A 20,007-nucleotide genomic window follows, 5' to 3' on the forward strand; every position below is an offset into this window, starting at 1 on the left:
ACGCTGGGTGACGTGGCACGGCGGCGGACAGCGGCACTCGCGCTCGCCGGTGCGCTCGGGAGCGGGGCACTGGCGGGTGGCTGCGCCGACACCTCGACCTCCGGCGGCGAGACGCCCGCCCTCGCCCCCGACTACTCCTCCACCGGGCCTGCCCAGGGCGATGACGGCCCGGCAGGCCGGGCCGGCGCGTCCCCGGACGCGCTGCACCCCGCGGTCGAGGAGGCCCTCGACGGCAGGCTCCGCGTCGCCGCCGACGCCGCCGCGCTCGCCTCCGGGCTGCGCGCCGCCGACCGGCTCGTGCAGGACCCGGACACACCGGAGGACGTGCTCGCCGCTGCGGCGCGGGTGCAGCAGGTCGCCTACCGCCGGCTCGCCCAACGCCCGCGCTGGGACGACACGGTCCTGCGCCGGCTGCCGCGGAAGCTGCGCGCCGCGACCCGCGCGAACGTCTCGTCCCGTCGCGAGTTCCTCTCCATGCACACCAACCCCGGGGACACCCTTCCCGCCTGGCGCATCGTGGCGCCGGAGCCGGCCGACGAGCTGCTCTCGTACTACCGCGAGGCCCAACGCCGCTTCGGCGTCGACTGGGAGTACCTCGCCGCCATCAACCTGGTCGAGACCGGCATGGGCCGCATCCGCGGCACCTCCGTCGCCGGCGCCCAGGGCCCCATGCAGTTCATGCCCGCTACGTGGGAGCAGTACGGCCGTGGCGACGTCCACGACCCCCGGGACGCGATCCTCGCCGCGGCGCGGTACCTCGACGCCCGAGGGTTCAGCGAGCCCGGCGGGCGGCCCGGCGCGCTCTACGCCTACAACAACCACCCGGCGTACGTGCGGGGCGTGACCCGGATCGCCGAGGTGATGCAGGAGCGTCCCCGCGCCTTCCGGGCCTACCACCGGTGGCAGGTGTACTACCGGACCGAGGTGGGAGACGTGCTCCTGCCGGTCGGCTACGACGAGCGTCGCTCGGTCGACGTGCGCCGTTGGCTGCGGCGTCACCCTTCGGCCACCGTCCTCCCCGGCCCGGGATAGAATTCGCCCGCGCGGCAACGCGTGAGGCCAGGACGCAGGCCTCCTCGACGGTGGAGGCACGGTGACATCTGCGACGGGCGCACCCCACGGTGCGGACAGCGTCGGTGCCTCCCCGGGCGACCGCGCAGAGGCCGCTCGACGGCTCGCCCACGCCAGTGACCGGAGCCGCTCCCTCGACCGGCTGTGCGAGCTCGCCGCCGCCCTGCTCGACACGCCGTCCGCGCAGGTCTCCCTGATCAGCGACGTCCAGGTGGTGGTGGGTGGCTACGGCACCGGCCCCGCCGAGCCGCAGGGTCTGTCAGCACCGACGCCCGCCGAGGACTCGCTGTGCACGGTCACCGTCGGGCTCGGCCGGCCGCTGGCGGTCTCCGACGCTCCGCACGACGCCCAGGTGGCCCACCTGCCGCCGGTGACCAGCGGCGCCGTCGGGGCCTATCTCGGCGTGCCGCTCGTGACGGGGACGGGCCATGTGGTCGGCGCCCTCTGCGCCTACGACGGCTCGCCGCGCTCCTGGTCCGACCGCGACGTCACCACGCTCGAGCGGCTGGCGGAGTCGGTGGTCGCGGACCTCGAGCTGGCGGCCCTCAGCTTCGACTTCGAGACGGGCCAGGTGGCGTGGCGGCTGGCCACCGATGCCGCGGGGGTCGGCGCCTTCGACTGGGACCTGCGCACCGGCCTGCTCCGGTGGGACGACCGCCTCCTCGAGCTCTTCGGCCTGGACCGCGGCTCCTTCGACGGCCGGATCGAGACCTTCAACGCCACCGTGCACCCCGAGGACCTGCCCCGGGTGACCGCCGCCCTCGCCTCCGCGATCGCCGCGTGCGGAGAGTTCGCCACGGAGTACCGCATCCAGCTGCCGGACGGGCGGCTGCGGTGGATCGCTGCGCGCGGGCGGGCGCTTCGAGGCGACGGAGGCGTCGCCGTCCGGTTCCTCGGCGCGGCGTACGACACGACCGCGGTGCAGGAGGGCGAGGCCCGCGTCGCCCGCGTGCTGGAGTCGATGCCGACGGCCTTCTTCCAGCTCGACCGGGACTGGCGGTTCAGCTACCTCAACGGCGAGGCGGAGCGCCTGCTGGGGAAGGCCCGCGAGGAGCTGGTCGGCCAGGTCGTCTGGGAGGCGTTCCCCGCCTCGGTCGGGACGGACTTCGAGACCTACTACCGGCGCGCGGTCGAGACCGGCGAGCCCGTCGCGTTCGACGCCCACTACCCGGCGCCGCTGGACGCCTGGTACGAGGTCCGTGGCTGGCCGAACCCCGACGGGTTGGCCGTCTACTTCGTGGAGGTGACCAGCCGCCACCGGGCCCAGGAGCAGGTGGCGCGCGCGGCCCGCCGCGATGCCCTCCTGGCGCACGTGACCGAGCGGCTGAGCGGCACCCTCGACCTCGGCGAGGCGGTGGCCCGCCTCGGCGCGCTCGTGGTCCCCCAGCTCGGCGACTGGTGCGTGGCGACCCTCGTGACCGACGTCGGCCACGACGGACGCCCACCCACCCTGCGCGACGTCGGTGGCTGGCACCGCGACCCGGACTTGCAGCCCCTCGTGGAGCGCTTCGCAGACATCCGGCTGGCGCACCTGCTCGACACCTCGTTCCTCGCCGGCATCCTCGCCTCCGACCAGCCGATCGTCGTCGAGGACGTCGCCGAGGCGTTCGCCCGGCTCTTCGAGGAGGGCGAGGTCCGCGACCTCGTCCGCCGGCTCGCCCCCGAGCACGCCGTCGTCGTCACGCTGAGGGGCCGCGACCGGGTCGTCGGCCTGCTCACGGTGCTCCGCGCTCCCGGGACCGGCGCCTTCTCCGCCGACGACGTCGACACGCTGACCCAGGTCGCCACGCGCGCGGGCCTGGCGCTGGACAACGCCCGGCTGTTCGCCGAGCACCGCGACCTGGCCGAGGGCCTGCAGCGCAGCATGCTCACCGCTCCCCCGCAACCCGACCACCTGCAGATCGCGGTGCGCTACGAAGCGGCCGCCGAGACCGCGCAGGTGGGCGGCGACTGGTACGACGCGTTCCTCCAGGACGAGGGCGCGACCGTGGTCGTCATCGGCGACGTCGTGGGCCACGACACCGCTGCGGCTGCCGCCATGGGCCAGGTGCGCAGCATGCTCCGCGGCATCGCCGTCTTCACCGGCCACGGCCCGGCCGACGTCCTGCACGGCGTCGACCGGGCCCTCGACACGCTCCAGGTGGACACGACCGCCACCGCGGTGGTCGCCCGCCTCGAGCAGACCACGGAGGAGAAGGACCGGGGCGTCACCCGGCTGCGCTGGTCCAACGCCGGGCACCCGCCACCGGTCCTCGTCCGCGCCGACGGCCGGGTCGAGATCCTGGCCAGCGACGAACCGAACGTGCTGCTGGGGCTGGAGCCCGGGGCGGAGCGCTCCGAGCACGAGCTGGTGGTCGAGCGCGGGGCGACGTTCCTGCTCTTCACCGACGGCCTGGTCGAGCGTCGCGGCGAGGACCTCGACACGGGACTGGAGCGGCTCCGGATGGAGCTCACCCAGCTCGCCGCGGCCGACCTGCCCCTCGACCGGCTCTGCGACCGGCTCCTGGGACGCATGGTGCCCAGTCGCCGCGACGACGACATCGCGCTGGTCGCCGTACGCCTCCACCCGCAGGACGGGCCGCGGCCGGAGGAGGCCGGTCCCACCCGGGTGCCGGCCTCGGTCGACCCCGCCTCGCCCGGCGCGAGCAGCCGGGTCGTCCGGGCTCGGTTCGCCGCCGACGCCGTCAGCGTGCCCGTGGCCCGCGCCTTCATCCGCGACGCCCTCCAGTCCCACCCGCCGACGCTGGTCGAGAACGCCGCCCTCTGCGTCACCGAGCTGGCTGCCAACGCCGCGCTGCACAGCGGCGGGCACGCCCTGGAGGTCTCGGTCCGGCTCGACCCCGAAGGCGTCACCGTCGCGGTCGCAGACGAGGGCGACGTGCCCGCCGAGGCGGTGGTGCCGCGGATGGTCGTCGACAGCACCGGGGGGCTCGCCGAGGAGGCCACGACGGGCCGAGGACTCGGGATCGTCTCGGTCCTGGCCGCCGAGTGGGGCGTCGAGCGCACCCCGGACGGCAAGCGGGTGTGGGCCTGGGTCGTCGACGAGCCCGCCGAGCACCCCGTGCGCCCGCCGGACTCGCCGCCGAGCCCGTCGCCCGCCCTGCACGGCCCCGACGACCTCCCCGACGGATGGGGCGCGGTGCAGGTGGTCGGCTGCCCCGTGTCGCTGGCCCTCGCCTCCGACCAGCACTTCGACGAGCTGGTGCGCGAGCTCCAGCTGCTGGCCGCGGCGCGCGAGGACGGCGGCCCCTGCGAGCTGGTCGTCGAGCTCCAGCAGCTCATGGCCCGTCCGGCACCCGCCCGCCACCTGGCCCGGCTCACCGCCCAGCGCGCCGCCGCGGCCGGGCAGGAGGAGGTCGACCTCGAGCTGGTGCTGCCGCGCGCGGCCGCCGAGGACGTCCGGCGCCTCGTCGACGCGCTCGTGCTGGCCGACCGCCTGTGCGAGGAGCAGCACCTGCTCACCCTCTGCGCCACTGAGGGCGTCCGGCTCTACCGTGCCTGGATGGCCCAGCAGGTCGCCGGTCAGCTCCTCGACGGGCAGGCGCCGGAGGCCTGGTCGGTCTGGGTGAGCCGCACGTCCCCCGACGCGGCCGTCCGGCCCGCGCAGGAAGCCGGGGACAGCTCCGCCTGAGCCGGCCGTGACCGGAGCCGTCGGCCGGTCTCAGCGCTCGACGTACACCGACCTGCCCAGCTCCAGGAACTGGGCGGACTTCTCCGACATGCCGGCCGCGACGGCGGCGGTGGTGGTGTCCATACCCCGCTGCGCGGCGTAGTCGCGGACGTCTTGGGTGATCCGCATCGAGTCACCCAGCGGCCGGTTCGGCGAGGACGGCGCCTACGTCGTGGTCCGCGACGCGGGAGCTCACGCCGCGCGGGTGCCGTTGCACGAGACGTTCCACCTGTACGTCGACGCGCACGGCGTGCTGCGCACCGACCACGAGCTGCGGCTCTGGGGCGCGCCGGCAGTCCGCCTGCACTACAAGCTCGAACGCGTGTCGTGACGCTGCACAGCCTCCACCTCGCCGAGGTCCCGCGGGTCGTCGGGACACGTGCGCTCCCACGCCCGCCGACGAGCTCGACCGGCGGCAGGTGCTCGACGGGCAGGCACACGAGGACTGGTCGGCCGGGATGGTGTCGCGCTGTGCCCGCCGGTCAGGTGGTCGCGTCGGCCCAGTCGCGTGCCCGTCGACTGGAGACCAGCAGGAGCAGAGCAACGTCGACGACACCGAAGACGATTGCCTCCGTCTCCTGCCACCAGATCAGCTTGGCGAGCGTGAAGAGGATGCCGAACGTGGCATAGGCGATCACGCCGCGTCTGCCTCGTTCGCTGCCTCGGGCCAACGCCACGCCGGCCATCACTCCCAGGGCCGAGACCGTGGCGAACCCGACCGCGAACAACACCGTCCCCACGGAGGGGGCCGGCGCTTCCGCCCAGAACAGGGAGAAGTAGACCGCGCCGCCCGTCGTGACCGGGGCGAGGGCGAGGATCAGGACGAAGGCGGCGACGACGACCGCCGGGCGGGTGCGATGGCGTGGGGCGAGCAAGGTGGCCATGGGGTCTCCTGGTGGGATCGCGGGCTGTTCGAACCAGGGTGGGCCGCTGGGGTCGGCACCGCCTGAGGCGTGGTTCCCGTTCCTGCCGGGTCGCGACGGCCCGCGCAACCGGGACGCCTGGTCCCATGACAGGGGTCGCTCGGTCCGTCACCATGAGTCATGCGCACCCGTATGGCGGTCGTCGTCGGCGCGGCCGTCGCAATCGCGATGGTCACGCTGACAGCGCTCGTGCACGTGCCCAACGCCGACTCGGCCCTGGCCGCCGGGGTGACCGACTGGTGGTTGACCGGCATCACGATGGGTGTCGTCTACACGCTGACCGGAGGTTGGATCCTCTGGCGGCGCCCCGACCTGACGATCGGCATGCTGCTCATGGCCATCGGTCTGTGCGCCGTCACTGGCATGTTCGCTCTCGAGCACGGGGTCCGAGCTTTGGAGGTCGGCGCCCTCCCCGGCGGCCGCCTCGCACTGTGGCTGGGGAACTGGGTCTGGGCCGCGACGATGGTGTCCGTGGTCGCTGTCGTGCCTCACCTGCTTCCCGAGGGCGGCGTGCCCGAGGGGCGCAGGCGGCTGGCGGCCGGGGCTGGCGTGGTCGCCGTCCTCGCCATGGCCCTGGTCTGGATGACCACCCCGTACGACGCCATCTCGGCGGAGATCGCGTCCAGGGCGCGGAACCCGGTCGCTGTCGAGAGCGACGTCTGGGCCGGTGTGTTCTTCGCGGCCGTCCTCGCCGGCACGGTGGTGTCGGTGGCCTCGGTCGTGCTGCGGTGGCGTCGGAGTCGCGGGGAGACGCGGCAACAGCTCAAGTGGATCCTGGTCGGGGTGGCGGCCAGCCTCCTCCTCTTCACCGTCGGCTTTGCGGCCGGGCCGGTCGTCACCGCGGCGGCGATGGTCCCCCTGCCCGCCGCGATCGTGCTGGCGGTGCTTCGCCTCGGGCTCTGGGACGTCGACGTGGTGATCTCACGGAGCCTGACCTGGTTCGCCGTCCTGGTCACCCTCGTGCTCGTCTACCTGCTCGCGCTGTCCGCGGTCCTGCTGGTCGTCCCCGGCGCCGAGGCCGACCGGTGGCCCGGGATGCTGGCCGTCGTGGTGGCCGTGGCCCTGTCGCCGACGGTGCACGCCGTCTACCGCCGCGAGGTCAACCTCCGGGTCCACGGCGTCGAGGACGACCCCGCCACGAACCTGGCCGACCTGGGGCGTCGTCTCGAGGACCGGCCGTTGGGCGGTCAGTCGGCCGAGATGCTGCTCGGGGAGGCCATCTCCTCGCTGTCCGCCCGGCTGGGCGTCGAGGGCTTGCGGCTCCGGCTCGCGGACGGTGGTCACGTCGGCGAGCGGCTCGGGCCCCCAGGCGGGCACGCCGTCCCGCTGCAGCACGCGGGGCGGGAGGTGGGGTCACTCGAGCTGCCGACCGCACCGGCCGAGCTGGGTCGCCACCGCCGCCGTCTGGTCGCTCGCCTCCTCCCCGGCCTCGCCGTGGTCGCGCACGGCGCGTTGCTGGAGCGGATGCTGTCCCGGGCAACCGGCGAGCTCGCCGGGGCACGGGAGGAGGAGCGGCGACAGCTGCACCGCGAGCTGCACGACGGTCTCGGCCCGGCGCTGGCGGCGATGGCGCTGAAGGCCGAGGTGGCCCGGGACCTGGTCGCCGCCGAGCCGGACCGCGCGGCCGCGATCCTCGATGGCATCGTGCCGCAGCTCGCCGGCACGGTGTCCGAGGTCCGCTCCGTCGTGCTCGGCCTGCGCCCTTCGACCCTCGACGAGCTGGGCCTCGAGGGCGCCCTGGTCGAGCTGGTCGAGGGATTCAGCAACCCCGATCAGCGAGTGACGCTGCGGTGCGCGCCGGACGCCCTCCGAGGGCTGGCCGCGGCCACCGAGGTGGCGACGTACCGGATCGTGGCCGAGGCGCTGACCAACGCCCATCGCCACGCCCGGGCCTCGCTCGTCACGGTCGAGGTGCGGCGCGTCGGCGACAAGGTCGAGGCCAGCGTCACCGACGACGGCACAGGCATCGCGGCGCGCGACGGCACCGGGATCGGGCTGGCGTCCATGTCGGGTCGCGCAGCGGACGTGGGCGGCCGGCTCGAGGTCGGCCCCGCACCCGGCGGTGCCGGCACGCGGGTGTGCGCACTGCTCCCAGGAGCCACCTGATGAAGCTGCTCCTGGTCGACGACCACCCGCTCTACCGGGAGGGACTCACCATGGCGTTGACCACGATGGCCGACGTCGAGGTCGTCGGGCAGGCCGGCGACGGCGAGTCTGCGGTCAGCCTGGCCAGTCAGCTCCGGCCAGACGTGGTGGTGATGGACCTGCACCTACCCGGCATGTCGGGCGTCGAGGCGACGCGACGGATCGTGGCCGAGCTCCCGGCGACCGGCGTGCTGGTGCTGACGATGCTGGAGGGCGACGACTCGCTGTCCGCCGCGATGCGGGCCGGGGCCCGGGGCTACCTGCTCAAGGGTGCCGACCGCGGAGAGATCGAGCGTGCGGTGCGCACGGTGGGCTCGGGCGAGGTGGTGTTCAGCGCGGCGGTCGCACCCAGCGTCATGGCGTGGTTCCGCACCGGGGGCGAGACCCCCTTTCCCGAGCTGACCGAGCGAGAGCGAGAGGTCCTCGACCTCGTGGCACGCGGCCTGACCAACGCCGAGATCGCCGGCCGCCTCGTGCTGAGCGACAAGACGGTGCGCAACCACGTCTCCAACGTCTTCGCCAAGCTGCATGTCACCACTCGGGCGAGTGCGGTGGCGCGGGCTCGGGACGCCGGGCTCGGCGAGCGATGACCCCCGCCCTCTCCGCCGGCCAGTCCCGATGCACCCGCGGCGTGCAGAAGACCGGCCATGCTCCGGGACTGGCACGAGGTGCCAGCACCTGAGCCGATGACGAGCTCCCGGCGCCCTGCTCGCGGTCGCCGCAGCGTGGCCGAGGTCAGATGACCTGGTCCCCCTCGAGCCAGTAGTCGAGCCCCCGTCCGCCCTCGATGGCGTCCTCCGACGTGGTGGGTGCGACGCGCGGGTCGGTTGCGATGTCGACCAGTGTCTCGACCGGGACCGGTAGGTCCAGGTCCCGGGGGTCGCCGGTGATCTCAGCTCCGGAGTAGCGCAGCACGACGGAGTGGTCGTCCATCTCGGCGATCACGACGACGAGACCTGGGTCCTCCTGCGGAGCCAGCTCGTCCCAGGTGAGCGTGACTCCGTCGCCGAGGTCGGCGCAGTGGCCATCGTCGCAGTACGGGTCCTGCACCGGCTCCTCCGGCGAGACGCCGACGACGACGATGTTGCCCTCGCCGGCGAAGTTGGTCGTGGCCGCGACAGCGCGCTTCGGCTTCGGGAACAGGCGGCGGTAGTTGTCGGCCGCCCAGTCGACGCCGGCCCTGGTCGGATCGAGGTCGATGTGCTCGGCCACCACATAGGCCAGCGAGCGTGGTGTCGTCGGCTCGTCACCACCCTCGGGTGCCTCGGGCCAGAGGACGGCGAGCACCACAGTGCCGATGACACCGATCGAGAGCAGCCCGACAGCGGGCGACCAGGCACGGCGCGAGCCCATCCGATCGACCTCCTTCGCGACAGACCCATGCTGGCACAGCGCGCGCTGACGTCCGTACCTGCTCCGCAGCGGGCGTCACCCTCGCGGTCGCCGGCCCTCGGCCGCCACGCACCGACTCGACGTTCTCGGTCTGGCACAGCGTGCGCCAGATGGTGGAGACGGTCCACGGCCAGGCGGAGCTGCCCGACCCGGGTCGACTTCCACCACGAGTTCGCGACCTATCGCTTCCGGCCCCACTCGGAGCACGGCTGCCAGGAGGGCCGCACAGACGTCGTGCCGACGCCAGGAGCTCGTTGACCTTGTGCCTGTGGCTCCCTGCCCCTCGAGTTGCGGCAGCCTCGCTCACCTTGGCCGAGTCTCAGGCCGTGATAGCGGTTCAACCCCCGTCGCCGTGGCGCATCCAAGCGTTCCGACCCATCGCGCGCAGCACTACGTCGCCGGCGCGATCGTCAGTCCCTTTCCCGGCACGCAGCGACTGATCGTGCGGCGTCCGACGCCGCACCACGCGGTGAAGAGCGGCCTGGTGAGCCAACCGACTCCAGGCATGGGCAAGGAGACCGCGACGGTCACTGGACAGACTCATGTCGTGATGGTGCGCCACGAGAAGCAGGACGGCAAGGCCCGCCCGCACGCGTCCGACTCGTGCCGGTCCGCATTTCGATCCACAGGCATCCCCTGCTCGAGTGCACACGAGCACCACCAGCGTCCGCGCGGAAATTGCTCGGTGCAACACCTACGCATCGGACGGCACTCTCGTGCGAGAACGCCTGGTTCCCGACGACCTACAAGAGAAGTGGGCGGGCCCGCTCTTCGGTCAGTTCGTCGACATTGATGACGCCATGTTCTACGACCTTCTCGGCAGTCCTTACGGCAACTACCGCAACGACGCTGAGGTGCTCCGCACCAACCATGACTTCCTCGCGGACGCACGGCTGATTGTCCCGGAAGGCAGTGAAATCAGCGGGATCGGGCCCACTCTTGAAGCCAACGTCTTCGGCATCGCCGCCTTGGGCAACAGGCTCCTGCTGGCGTGGCTCGTCGACCAGCGAGAGATCGTCCGAGTGATCCAACCCGGCGTCGGCCTTGGTGGCGGTGGACAGGACTTCTGGGACATCTCCTACGCCCGGAACTGATCGAGATCCGCTAGTCCCACCGAGCGGCCACCTTCGTCAGCGGCGGAGCGGCGCGGTGCGCCCGTTTGGCCTTGGATGTGCTGGCGGTTGCAGATGGACATGTTCCCGACCCGCCTCGGCGTCAGAGCCGAGAGGCGACCGCTGCATCTACCTGCTGCGCCACGCTGGTCGCATCAGCACGAACGGTGTCCACGACAAGATCGGCGGCGGCACACAGCCACGGACGAGCCAGCTGATGTGTCGCGACATGCCGGTGACGCCACTGCCGGCTGCGCACCGGTTCCTCGACGGCGGCCTCGATGCGCGCGTGAAGCGTCGCGGCGTCCGCGTCGAGAACAACATGGAAGACCTCGTGGCCGAGGTCGGCGAGGCCCTCACAGATGCCGCGCCAGTAGTCCTCGACGAGGACAGATTGGGCCGCGAGCAGGTCCTGACCGGTGAAGCGAACGATCTCATCGGCGACCACCGGCACGAGCCGCCGCCAGGGCGGGTACTGCTGAAAGTCCGTGACGGGATGGTGACGACGTTCTCCGCACCGACGGAGGTCGAACCTCGGCGTAGGTCGTTTCAGGGCCGAAGCGGCTCGGGCCAGGACGACGGTTCGGAGGCCAGGTCGTCGCGGATGAAGACGCCCTCCCAGTTCCCGCGCGTGCCGATGGCGGCCTCTGGGTCGACGCCCTTGATCCGCCGAACGTCGACACGGTCAACGGCGGGGGCATCCAGGCCGCCGCAGCCCACCACCTCTCCGCTCCCGACGACTCGCCCGAGCGGGGCCTGGCCAGGCATGGCGCTGTGGACCCGATAGAGATTGCCCTCGTACCTGACACTCGCGTTGCAGTCGCCCTCGAGTGCACCATCCGAGGCGCAACCAACCAGAGCAAGCACCGCTACGACGAGAACCCACCTCATCGGACTGAGGGTAGGCGGGCGGGGTCAGATGTGTCTCCGCCCGTCCACGCCGATGAGGTGCGCACTGAGCTGACCGCTCTCGGGCGGTTGACCCCGGTCGAGTACGAGTTCGTCATGACCCCGACCGCCACCTAGGCGGGCAAACCGCAACTGTCGGCGTAACGGCCCCCGCACCTCAAATGCGAACCGTCCCCGACTCTGCGTCTCCGCAGGTCAGGGACGGTTTCTCGGTCGGGCTGACAGGATTTGAACCTGCGACCCCTTGACCCCCAGTCAAGTGCGCTACCAAGCTGCGCCACAGCCCGAGTGCCTCCCTGAGGAGGCGGGTGAACACTACCCCAGCCGGTCCCCTGCGCCGGAATCGGGTCAGCGCTTGCGACGCTCGCGGGGGCGCTGCTGAAGAATGATCGGAGTGCCGACGAAGCCGAACTGCTCGCGCAGCCGGCGCTCGACGTACCGCTCGTAGGACGCCTCGAGCTTGCCGCTGGTGAACAGGATGAACGTCGGCGGGGCCGTCGTCGCCTGGGTGCCGAACAGGATCTTCGGCTGCTTGCCGCCGCGCACCGGGTGCGGGTGCTCGGAGACGAGGCGGCCGAGGAAGGTGTTGAGCGCGCCGGTGCCGATGCGGGTCTCCCAGCCCTCGAGGGCGCGGTCGAGCGCCGGCACCAGCCGGTCGACGTGCCACCCGGTCCGTGCCGTGACGTTGATCCGCGGCGCCCACTGGACCTGCACCAGCTCCCGCTCGATCTCCCGCTCGAGGTAGTGGCGACGCTCGTCGTCGACCAGGTCCCACTTGTTGAACGCGATGACCAGCGCACGCCCGGCCTCGCGGACGGTCTGGAGGATCCGGACGTCCTGCTCGGAGATGGACTGCGAGCCGTCGAGGACCAGGACCGCCACCTCCGCGCGGTCGATCGCGGTGCTGGTGCGCAGGGAGGCGTAGTACTCGTGCCCCGACGCCTCCTTCACGCGCTTGCGGATGCCGGCGGTGTCGATGAACCGCCACTCGCGCCCGCCCAGCTCGATCAGCTCGTCGACCGGGTCGACGGTGGTGCCGGCGACGTTGTCGACGACGACCCGCTCCTCCCCCGCCAGCCGGTTGAGCAGCGAGGACTTGCCGACGTTCGGCTTGCCGACGATCGCGATCCGGCGGGGTCCGCCGACCTCCGGCTCCTGCTCGGGCGGCGGCTCCGGCAGGGCCGCCAGCACGGCGTCGAGCATGTCGCCCGAGCCGCGCCCGTGGAGCGCCGAGACGGGGTACGGCTCGCCCAGCCCGAGGTTCCACAGGCCGAACGCCTCGGCCTCGGTGCGTGCGTCGTCGACCTTGTTCGCGGCGAGCACGACCGGGCGGCCGGACTTGCGCAGGATCCGGACGACGGCCTCGTCGGCGTCGGTGATCCCGACCGTGGCGTCCACGACGAAGAGCACCGCGTCCGCCAGGCTCACCGCGATCTCCGCCTGCGCGGCGATCGCCTGGGCCAGCCCGCGGGCGTCGGGGTCCCAGCCGCCGGTGTCGACGACGGTGAAGGCGCGCCCGGCCCACGTCGCGTCGTACGACACCCGGTCACGGGTGACACCGGGGACGTCCTCGACCACCGCCTCGCGTCGGCCGATGATGCGGTTGACCAGCGTCGACTTGCCGACGTTGGGTCGGCCGACGACGGCCAGGACGGGGACGGGTCCGGAGACCTCGCTCATGGTGCTCCTTGCTCGGCGACCCCGGTGGCGGGGTCCGGTTCGACTTCGGTGGCGGGCAACGGACCCGGCAGGTCCAGCCCGGTCGAGGCACGTGCCCGGTCCAGCTGGACCAGCATGTGCTCCCGTAGCAACAACGACGACCGCTCCACCTGTTCCCCCGTGCGCGGCCAGGGCTGCGCCGGGACGCGCCAGGGCTCGCCGAAGACGATGGCGATCCGGCCGCCCCGGGGCGGGAGGTCGTCCATGTGGCCGCCTGGCGCGCGGGTGCCGAAGAACGTCACCGGCACGACCGGCGCTCCCGACACCAACCCGAAGTACGCCGCCCCGCGGTGGAAGCGGCGCAGCTCACCGTCGCCCCGCCGTCCCTCGGGGAAGATGCCGATCGCGGCGCCGTCGCGGAGCACCCGCAGGCAGGTCCGCACCGCGCGCGGGTCGGGGCGGAACCGGTCGAGCGGGATCTGCCCCGAGGCCAGCAGGAAGCGACCGAGCGGGCCGGTGAACATCTCGATCTTCGTCAGCGCGTGCACCGGCCGGGGCGCGAAGATCGCCAACAACGGCCCGTCGGCCAGACCCAGGTGGTTGGCGGCGAAGATGACCGGTCCCTCCGCAGGCACGTGCTCGTGCCCGCTGACCTCCATGTCGTAGCGCTGCCGCAGCAGCGCCCGGAACACCGGGCGCAGCGGGTGCAGCAGGTAGCGCGGTGGGTGCGGCACCCGGTCGCTCGCCGGACGCTCGAGGTGCCGCAGACCGCGATCGGCGGTCTGGGTCACGACCGGACCCGGTCGACCATCGCGACGACCAGCTCCACGACCTCCTCCAGCGTGTAGCCGGTGGTGTCGACCTGCACCGCGCCGTCCGCGAGCAGGAGCGGTGCCGTGGCGCGCCCGGAGTCGATGGCGTCGCGCGAGCGGAGCGACTGCTCGGTGGCGGCGACGTCCGTGGCCCCGCTCTCCGCGGCCCGGCGGGACGCCCGGGCGGCGGCGTCGGCGGTGAGGAAGAGCTTGACCGGCGCGTCCGGCACGACGACCGAGCCGATGTCGCGGCCCTCGACCACGATGCCCGTCGGCTCGACCTCCGCACCGATGATCGCGCGCTGCAGAGCCAGCAGCCGGGCGCGGACCTCCGGAACCGTGCTCACCGGCGAGACCGCCGCCGTGACCTCGTCGCTGCGGATCGCGACGGCGACGTCGGTGCCGTCGACGGTGATGGTCGGCGCTGACGGGTCCGTGCCGGACGCGATGGCCGGCTCGGCACACCGGGCCGCGACCGCAGCCGGGTCGTGGACGTCGACGCCGTGCTGCAGCATCCACCAGGTCATCGCGCGGAACATCGCGCCGGTGTCGAGGTAGCGCAGGCCGAGCCGGGTGGCCACGCCGCGACAGGTGCTCGACTTGCCCGACCCGGACGTCCCGTCGACGGCGACCACGAGCCGGTCCGGGAACAGGCGCGGGGCGTCGACGGGAGTGCTGGTCACGGGGGCGCAGCCTACCGGTGCGCGGACCATCCCCGTGACTCGAGCGAGACGAGCAGGTGGTCGGCGCGCGACTCCTCGACGACCAGCTCGACGAGGCCGACCGGCCGGCCCGGGTCGTGGTCGATCCGGATGTCCTCGATGTTGACCTCGCTGGCCACCGCGTCGGCCAGCAGCCGTGCCAGCTCGCCGGGGTGGTCGGGCACGGAGACCCACACCGACCCCATCGCGCGCGGCGGGCCGCCGTGCTTGGCCGGGATGACCCGGGTGCCCGCCACCCCACGCTCGAGCACCCGCCGCAGCCCGTCGCCGTCGCCTCCGCCGACCGCCTCGATCACCCGGTCGAGCTCGGTGCGGACCTCCGCGAGCAGCGCCACCACGGCGTCGGCGTTCGCCGACACGATCTGTCCGTAGAGGCCCGGGTCGCCGGCGGCCACCCGGGTGACGTCGCGGACGCCCTGACCGGAGAGCGCCAGGTGGTTCTCGGGACCGTCGGCGAGCCGTCCTGCCACCAGCGACGCGAGCAGGTGCGGCACGTGCGACGTCCGCGCGACCGCGCGGTCGTGCTCCTCCGGCGTCAGCCACACCGGTACGGCGCCGCACAGCCGGACCAGTCGCTCGACGACCTCCACCGCGTCCGGGTCGGAGGCGGCGTGCGGCGTGATGGCCCACGGCCGGCCGTCGAAGAGCGCCGCCGAGCCCGCGAGCGGACCGGACCGCTCGCTGCCCGCCATCGGGTGGCTCCCGACGTACCGGGGCGCACCCGGGTGACCGGCGACCGCGGCCAGGGGACCGCTCTTGACGCTGCCCACGTCGGTGACCACCGCGGCGGTGCCCTCCGTCGCCTCCAGGGCGTCGGCGATGACCCGGCCGAGGTGGTCCGGGGGGACCGCGACGACGACGAGTGTCGGCACGTCCCCCGCCTCGCGGGGCCGGCCGGCCCCCAGCCCGGAGGCGGTGCGGACGTTCTCGGAGGAGGTGTCGGTCAGCAGGACCTCGACGCCGGCGCGGCGACAGGCCAGGCCGATCGAGGTGCCGAGCAGCCCGGCGCCGACCACCTCGACGGGGCCGGTGAGGGAGCCGGTGAGGGGGCCGGTGTCAGGCATCCGGCACGTCGCGGGTGCGGGTGAGGTCACGCCGGAGGGCGGCCGCGCCGTGCAGGTAGACGTGGGTCACGTCCGCCCGCGGCAGGTCGGTCTCGACGTGCGCCATCATCCGCACCACCCGGGGCATCGACCGCTCGATCTCCAGCTCACGGGCGCAGAGCAGCGGCACCTCGCCGAACCCGAGCTGCCGGGCGGCGTACGCGGGGAACTCGGAGACCAGGTCGGAGGTCGCGGTGAAGATCACGGAGATCACGTCGTCGACGACCAGCCCGTTGGCCTGCATCACGCCGGTCACCATCTCGGCGACCCGCTCGAGCATGTGGTCGCGCGAGTCCTCCTCGAGCTGGGTCGCACCTCGGACCGCCCGCACCGCCACGTCGTGCCTCCTCCTGCTCCGCGTCAAGGACCGGGCAAGGCTACCGGGCACCCGCCGCCCCGCCGCGTGCTGCCCAGCGTGCGGCCTGGCGCACGCTGGGCAGCACGCCGCGGGTCAGAAGCGGGTCAGGAGCGGGTCAGAGGCTGGCGGAGTCGAGGAGCTGGCCCAGCTCGTCGAGGGTCAGGTCGCGCAGCTCGCCGGGCTTGAGGCCGGTCAGCTGCACCGGACCGATCGCCGTGCGGGTCAGCCGGCGCACCGGGTGACCGACGTGGTCGAGCAGTCGGCGCACGATCCGGTTGCGGCCCTCGTGGATGACCAGCTCGACGATCGAGCGGTCCCGGAAGGACTCCACCACCCTCGCCTTGCGCACGGTGACCGGGCCGTCCTCCAGGGTCACCCCCTCGAGCAGGGCCTTGACGGTGCGCCGGTAGACCTCGCCCTCGACCTCCGCCACGTACGTCTTGTCCACCTCGTACGACGGGTGCGCCATCCGCTGCGCGAAGTCGCCGTCGTTGGTGAGCAGGATCAGCCCGGAGGTGTCGGTGTCGAGGCGGCCGACGTGGAAGAGCCGCTCCGGCCGGTCCGCCACCAGGTCCTGCAGCGTCTGCCGGCCCTCGGGGTCCGACATCGTCGAGACCACTCCCCGCGGCTTGTTGAGCACCAGGTAGACGTGCGCCGACACCGGGGGGAGCCGCTGTCCCGCCACCCGGACCACGGCCGTCCGCGGGTCCACCTTGGTGCCCAGCCGGGTGACGACCTCGCCGTCGACCTCCACCTCGCCGGCGAGCATCAGCTCCTCGCACTTGCGGCGCGACGCGACGCCGGACTGCGCCAGCAGCTTCTGCAGGCGGACCAGGCCGTCCTCGTCGGTCTCGATCTCGCGATGCTCGTTCACGAGGGCTCGGTGCCCCCGTCCGGCTCGGTGCTCGGCCCCGGCTCCGGGGTCGGGTCGGGGAGCGGCTCGGGTGCGGGTGCGCTCATCTCGGACAGCTCGTCCTCCAGGTCGTCCATGTCGGGCAGGTACGGCGCCAGCTCGGGCAGCTCGTCGAGCGAGGTCACGCCGATGCGTTCGAGGAAGTACCCCGTCGTGCGGTAGAGGTTCGCCCCGGTCTCGGTGTCCTGGCCGGCCTCCTCGACGAGCCCGCGGGTGAGCAGCGTGCGCATCACCCCGTCGACGTTGACCCCGCGGATGGCCGAGACCCGCGCGCGGGAGACCGGCTGCTTGTAGGCGACGACGGCCAGCGTCTCGAGGGCCGCCTGGGTCAGCCGGGCCTGCTGTCCCTCCAGGACGAACCCCTCGACCACCACGGCGAACTCCTCGCGGGTGTAGTAGCGCCAGCCGCCGGCGACGTTGCGCAGCTCGAAGCCGCGGTTCTGCTCGTCGTACTCCGCGGCGAGCGCCGTCAGCGCGGCGGTCACCTCCTCGACGGGGTAGCCGACGGCGGTGGCGAGGATCGTGGTGTCCAGCGGCTGGTCGGCCACCATGAGCACCGCCTCCAGGGAGGGCCGCAGCGCGGTGAGCGGTACGTCGAGCCGCTCGCCCTCGGTCGTCGTCTCAGCCATGGGGCTCCTCCTCCGGGGGCCCGCCCTGCGGCGGAGCACCCTCGAACTCGTCCTGCACCAGCTCGTCGACGTCGGTGTCGTCGTCGCCGGTCCACCGCACCGTCAGCTCGCCGAGCGGGGTCACCTGGTCGAAGGCCACGGCTCCCTCGCGGAACAGCTCGAGCAGCGAGAGGAACCGCGCGACGGTCGTCATCGTGTCGGGGCTGTCGCGGCACAGCGCGCGGAACGTCGAGGTGCTCGCGCGCCGCAGCCGGTCGACGACCACCGCCGCCTGCTCACGGACGCTCACCGCCGGCGCGTGGATGTGCTGCAGGCTCAGCTCGAGGACGGGCTTGGGCGCCAGCGCCTTGGCGGCGAGCGCCGCGAACCGCTCGAGGCCGATGCCGATCAGCACCTCCGGCAGCAGCGTCGCGAAGCGCTCCTCGAGCCCGACGGCCCGCGGGTGCCGGCGCGACTCCCCCGCCAGCCGGGTCTCGAGCACGGCCGCGACCTGCTTGAACGCGCGGTACTGCAGCAGCCGGGCGAAGAGCAGGTCGCGCGCCTCCAGCAGCGCGAGGTCCTCCTCGTCCTCCACGTCACCCTGCGGCAGCAGCCGGGCGGCCTTGAGGTCGAGCAGCGTGGAGGCGACCAGCAGGAACGACGTCGTCTGCTCCAGGTCCCACTGTGCCGGGCTCTCGGGCGACCCCCCGGCCTTGACGTGGGCGATGAACTCGTCGGTGACCTGGGAGAGGGCGACCTCGGTGATGTCGAGCTTGTGCTTGGCGATGAGGCTGAGCAGGAGGTCGAAGGGGCCCTCGAAGTTGTCCAGCCGCAGCGCGAACGCCGGCGCCGGCTCGTCCTGCCGCGTCGGGTCGGCCCGTTCGGCGGCGGAGACGGTCATTCCTCGCTCAACCGGCGCACCAAGGCACTGTCGTCGCCGTGCGCCTCGTAATCGGCGAGGACCAGCGCGACAGCCTCGCGGACCAGCCGGCCCCGGTCGACGGCGAGGCCCTGGCCGCGGCGCAGGGCGAGCCGGGCGTGCTCGATGTCGAGGAGCTCGTCGGCGGTCACGTAGACCGTCATCTTCTCGTCGTGCCGGACGCGGCCGCTGGGCCGCTTGCGCGCACCGTCGCCGCGGGACCGCTGTCCGCCGCGGCCGTGGCCGTCAGCCCCGTCGGTCCCGTCAGCCTCGGCGGCCGGCGCGGAGCCCGAGGGCTCGGCCGGGGCAGGTGCGGCGGCGGACCGGCCGTCCGCCTCGGGCGGCGCCGTCGGGCGGAACAGGTCGTCGGCCGAGGGCAGGCTCACCCGTCGAGGCACCGTGCGAGCACCTCCCTGGCGAGCTGGCGGTAGGACTCGGCGCCGGCCGACGTCGAGGCGTAGGTCGTGATCGGCTCGCCGGCGACCGTGGAGTCGGAGAACTTCACGGTCCGGCGGATGACCGTGTGGAAGACCTTGTCGCCCCACGCCTGCACGAGACGCTCCATGACCTCCCGGGAGTGCAGCGTGCGCCCGTCGAACATGGTGCCGAGCACCCCGTCCACCTCGAGGCCGGGGTTGAGCCGCTCGCGCACCTTGTCGATGGTGGTCTTCAGCAGCGCGACGCCGCGCAGCGCGAAGTACTCGCACTCCAGCGGCACGATGACGCCGTGCGAGGCGGTCAGGGCGTTGACCGTGAGCAGGCCGAGCGAGGGCTGGCAGTCGATGAGGATGACGTCGTACTCGGCCAGCGCCGGCGCGAGCACCCGCTGCAGGGTCTGCTCGCGGGCCACCTCGTGGACCAGCTGCACCTCGGCAGCGGCGAGGTCGATGTTCGACGGGAGCAGGTCCATGCCGGGCACGCCGGAGGGCACGACGACGTCCTCGAGGGTGACGTCGCGCTCCATCAGCAGGTTGTAGACCGTCAGGTCCATCTCGTGCGGGTTGAGCCCGAGGCCGACCGACAGCGAGCCCTGCGGGTCGAAGTCGACGAGGAGGACCTTGCGGCCGTACTCGACCAGCGAGGCACCGAGGTTGATGGTGGTCGTCGTCTTGCCGACGCCGCCCTTCTGGTTGCACATCGAGATCACCCGCGCGTGCCCGTGCTCGGCCACCGGCCGCGGCTCGGGGAGGACGGGCATCGGCCGACCGGTCGGGCCGAGGACGGGCTCCTCCCCCGCGCCCTTGCTGGCGGGGACGGGGCGTTCGAACGGGAGCGGCTCGGTCACGCGCTGATCGTCCTCCACGGTGCTGCTCGGTTGGGACGGCGGGGTGGGCGTGCGGACCGGGGGCGGCATCTCGGGTGCACCTGACCCGGTGTGGAACCCACCATCGCTCATCTGCTGCTCCTCGTCCCGACCCACGCCGCACCGAGGCCGACCCTTTGTCGACATCGCGACTCGTCGCCGTCCCGCGCACCCTAGGACCGCGGTGCCGCCGACAACAACACGATCCGCGGAACCTCCGTCGACGGCACCGCCCTGTGCACGCGGTTGTGCAACCGGCCCCGCTCGACTGCACAGGGCAGGCGGGACCTGTGGACGGATCTGTGGACGGTCGCGTGGCCGGTCGCGGGCCTCCGAGGCGGTGCCGAGAGACGGCGAACGGCGCCGCGGAGCAGGTGCTCCGCGGCGC

General features: G+C 73.1%; 21 protein-coding genes and 1 tRNA gene. 6 read left to right on the plus strand and 16 right to left on the minus strand.

The features are described from left to right. Positions 1–12: 12 nt before the first annotated feature. Positions 13–1,032 carry a lytic transglycosylase domain-containing protein gene (locus tag ACSMHG_RS13350; RefSeq protein WP_435745824.1) on the plus strand — a complete coding sequence of 340 codons (1,020 nt, stop codon included), beginning with the start codon at positions 13–15 and terminating at the stop codon, positions 1,030–1,032. Between the two features lie 61 nt (positions 1,033–1,093). Continuing rightward, positions 1,094–4,702, plus strand: coding sequence for a SpoIIE family protein phosphatase (locus ACSMHG_RS13355; protein ID WP_435745826.1), 3,609 nt, complete (start codon positions 1,094–1,096; stop codon positions 4,700–4,702). Positions 4,703–4,732: 30 nt separating this feature from the next. On the opposite strand, the gene ACSMHG_RS13360 is transcribed toward ACSMHG_RS13355, so the two are convergent. After that, on the minus strand, positions 4,733–4,870 hold the full coding sequence (locus tag ACSMHG_RS13360) for a hypothetical protein (protein WP_435745829.1): 138 nt from the start codon (positions 4,868–4,870) through the stop codon (positions 4,733–4,735). Between ACSMHG_RS13360 and ACSMHG_RS13365 the strand changes: the two genes are divergently transcribed. Then, positions 4,860–5,072 (plus strand): hypothetical protein, encoded by a 213-nt coding sequence (locus ACSMHG_RS13365; protein ID WP_435745832.1) that lies wholly within the window; start codon positions 4,860–4,862, stop codon positions 5,070–5,072. The two genes, ACSMHG_RS13360 and ACSMHG_RS13365, sit on opposite strands and share 11 nt — an antisense overlap. A 151-nt stretch (positions 5,073–5,223) precedes the next feature. Here ACSMHG_RS13365 and ACSMHG_RS13370 read toward each other — a convergent pair whose 3' ends face one another. Further along, positions 5,224–5,625, minus strand: coding sequence for a hypothetical protein (locus ACSMHG_RS13370; protein ID WP_435745835.1), 402 nt, complete (start codon positions 5,623–5,625; stop codon positions 5,224–5,226). A 159-nt stretch (positions 5,626–5,784) separates the two neighbouring features. Between ACSMHG_RS13370 and ACSMHG_RS13375 the strand changes: the two genes are divergently transcribed. Together ACSMHG_RS13375 and ACSMHG_RS13380 are read left to right on the plus strand one after the other, a co-directional pair. Continuing rightward, the gene (locus ACSMHG_RS13375; RefSeq protein ID WP_435745838.1) at positions 5,785–7,770 is read left to right on the plus strand and encodes a sensor histidine kinase; all 1,986 of its coding nucleotides are present in this window, start codon (positions 5,785–5,787) and stop codon (positions 7,768–7,770) included. Then, on the plus strand, positions 7,770–8,399 hold the full coding sequence (locus ACSMHG_RS13380) for a response regulator transcription factor (RefSeq protein ID WP_435745840.1): 630 nt from the start codon (positions 7,770–7,772) through the stop codon (positions 8,397–8,399). Before ACSMHG_RS13375 ends, ACSMHG_RS13380 begins: the two co-directional genes overlap by 1 nt. 145 nt (positions 8,400–8,544) lie before the next feature. Here ACSMHG_RS13380 and ACSMHG_RS13385 read toward each other — a convergent pair whose 3' ends face one another. Beyond that, entirely contained in the window at positions 8,545–9,162 is a 618-nt protein-coding gene (locus tag ACSMHG_RS13385) for a hypothetical protein (RefSeq protein ID WP_435745842.1), read from the minus strand. A gap of 683 nt (positions 9,163–9,845) precedes the next feature. On the opposite strand from ACSMHG_RS13385, the gene ACSMHG_RS13390 reads away from it, so the two are divergent. Next, complete coding sequence (locus ACSMHG_RS13390; protein ID WP_435745844.1) at positions 9,846–10,295, plus strand: hypothetical protein; 450 nt, start codon at positions 9,846–9,848, stop codon at positions 10,293–10,295. A gap of 121 nt (positions 10,296–10,416) precedes the next feature. On the opposite strand, the gene ACSMHG_RS13395 is transcribed toward ACSMHG_RS13390, so the two are convergent. From ACSMHG_RS13395 to ACSMHG_RS13455, 13 genes are all read right to left on the minus strand, one after another. Then, positions 10,417–10,761 (minus strand): hypothetical protein, encoded by a 345-nt coding sequence (locus ACSMHG_RS13395; protein ID WP_435745846.1) that lies wholly within the window; start codon positions 10,759–10,761, stop codon positions 10,417–10,419. A 101-nt stretch (positions 10,762–10,862) separates the two neighbouring features. Beyond that, on the minus strand, positions 10,863–11,204 hold the full coding sequence (locus ACSMHG_RS13400; RefSeq protein ID WP_435745849.1) for a DUF6281 family protein: 342 nt from the start codon (positions 11,202–11,204) through the stop codon (positions 10,863–10,865). A 231-nt stretch (positions 11,205–11,435) separates the two neighbouring features. After that, positions 11,436–11,509 (minus strand) — tRNA-Pro (locus ACSMHG_RS13405). A 61-nt stretch (positions 11,510–11,570) separates the two neighbouring features. Next, on the minus strand, positions 11,571–12,902 hold the full coding sequence (der, locus tag ACSMHG_RS13410) for a ribosome biogenesis GTPase Der (protein WP_435745851.1): 1,332 nt from the start codon (positions 12,900–12,902) through the stop codon (positions 11,571–11,573). After that, entirely contained in the window at positions 12,899–13,672 is a 774-nt protein-coding gene (locus ACSMHG_RS13415; RefSeq protein ID WP_435745853.1) for a lysophospholipid acyltransferase family protein, read from the minus strand. The genes der and ACSMHG_RS13415 overlap by 4 nt, the downstream gene beginning before the upstream one ends. Beyond that, a complete protein-coding gene (gene cmk / locus ACSMHG_RS13420) occupies positions 13,669–14,376 on the minus strand; it encodes a (d)CMP kinase (protein ID WP_435745856.1) in 708 nt (235 codons plus the stop codon). The genes ACSMHG_RS13415 and cmk overlap by 4 nt, the downstream gene beginning before the upstream one ends. Positions 14,377–14,387: 11 nt before the next feature. After that, a complete protein-coding gene (locus ACSMHG_RS13425; RefSeq protein WP_435745859.1) occupies positions 14,388–15,479 on the minus strand; it encodes a prephenate dehydrogenase in 1,092 nt (363 codons plus the stop codon). Beyond that, positions 15,472–15,855 carry a chorismate mutase gene (gene aroH / locus ACSMHG_RS13430; RefSeq protein WP_435745861.1) on the minus strand — a complete coding sequence of 128 codons (384 nt, stop codon included), beginning with the start codon at positions 15,853–15,855 and terminating at the stop codon, positions 15,472–15,474. Before aroH ends, ACSMHG_RS13425 begins: the two co-directional genes overlap by 8 nt. A 136-nt stretch (positions 15,856–15,991) precedes the next feature. After that, positions 15,992–16,750: a pseudouridine synthase gene (locus ACSMHG_RS13435; RefSeq protein WP_435745864.1), complete on the minus strand. Its 759-nt coding sequence runs from the start codon at positions 16,748–16,750 to the stop codon at positions 15,992–15,994. Further along, the gene (gene scpB / locus ACSMHG_RS13440; protein ID WP_435745866.1) at positions 16,747–17,418 is read right to left on the minus strand and encodes an SMC-Scp complex subunit ScpB; all 672 of its coding nucleotides are present in this window, start codon (positions 17,416–17,418) and stop codon (positions 16,747–16,749) included. The genes ACSMHG_RS13435 and scpB overlap by 4 nt, the downstream gene beginning before the upstream one ends. Further along, on the minus strand, positions 17,411–18,298 hold the full coding sequence (locus ACSMHG_RS13445; protein WP_435745869.1) for a segregation and condensation protein A: 888 nt from the start codon (positions 18,296–18,298) through the stop codon (positions 17,411–17,413). The genes scpB and ACSMHG_RS13445 overlap by 8 nt, the downstream gene beginning before the upstream one ends. Next, on the minus strand, positions 18,295–18,714 hold the full coding sequence (locus tag ACSMHG_RS13450; RefSeq protein ID WP_435745872.1) for a hypothetical protein: 420 nt from the start codon (positions 18,712–18,714) through the stop codon (positions 18,295–18,297). Before ACSMHG_RS13450 ends, ACSMHG_RS13445 begins: the two co-directional genes overlap by 4 nt. Next, positions 18,699–19,601, minus strand: a complete 903-nt coding sequence (locus ACSMHG_RS13455) for a ParA family protein (RefSeq protein WP_435745874.1) — start codon at positions 19,599–19,601, stop codon at positions 18,699–18,701. Before ACSMHG_RS13455 ends, ACSMHG_RS13450 begins: the two co-directional genes overlap by 16 nt. Between the last annotated feature and the right edge of the window lie 406 nt (positions 19,602–20,007).

Origin of the sequence: Nocardioides ureilyticus, assembly GCF_051280745.1 — a bacterium.
Classification (GTDB): Bacteria; Actinomycetota; Actinomycetes; order Propionibacteriales; family Nocardioidaceae; genus Nocardioides.

Coding starts and splice junctions, on each gene's coding strand:
- ACSMHG_RS13360 (WP_435745829.1), bottom strand. CDS start 4,870: ATGCGGATCACCCAAGACGTCCGCGACTACGCCGCGCAGCGGGGTATG.
- ACSMHG_RS13370 (WP_435745835.1), bottom strand. CDS start 5,625: ATGGCCACCTTGCTCGCCCCACGCCATCGCACCCGCCCGGCGGTCGTC.
- ACSMHG_RS13375 (WP_435745838.1), top strand. CDS start 5,785: ATGCGCACCCGTATGGCGGTCGTCGTCGGCGCGGCCGTCGCAATCGCG.
- ACSMHG_RS13380 (WP_435745840.1), top strand. CDS start 7,770: ATGAAGCTGCTCCTGGTCGACGACCACCCGCTCTACCGGGAGGGACTC.
- ACSMHG_RS13385 (WP_435745842.1), bottom strand. CDS start 9,162: ATGGGCTCGCGCCGTGCCTGGTCGCCCGCTGTCGGGCTGCTCTCGATC.
- ACSMHG_RS13400 (WP_435745849.1), bottom strand. CDS start 11,204: ATGAGGTGGGTTCTCGTCGTAGCGGTGCTTGCTCTGGTTGGTTGCGCC.
- der (WP_435745851.1), bottom strand. CDS start 12,902: ATGAGCGAGGTCTCCGGACCCGTCCCCGTCCTGGCCGTCGTCGGCCGA.
- ACSMHG_RS13425 (WP_435745859.1), bottom strand. CDS start 15,479: ATGCCTGACACCGGCCCCCTCACCGGCTCCCTCACCGGCCCCGTCGAG.
- scpB (WP_435745866.1), bottom strand. CDS start 17,418: ATGGCTGAGACGACGACCGAGGGCGAGCGGCTCGACGTACCGCTCACC.
- ACSMHG_RS13445 (WP_435745869.1), bottom strand. CDS start 18,298: ATGACCGTCTCCGCCGCCGAACGGGCCGACCCGACGCGGCAGGACGAG.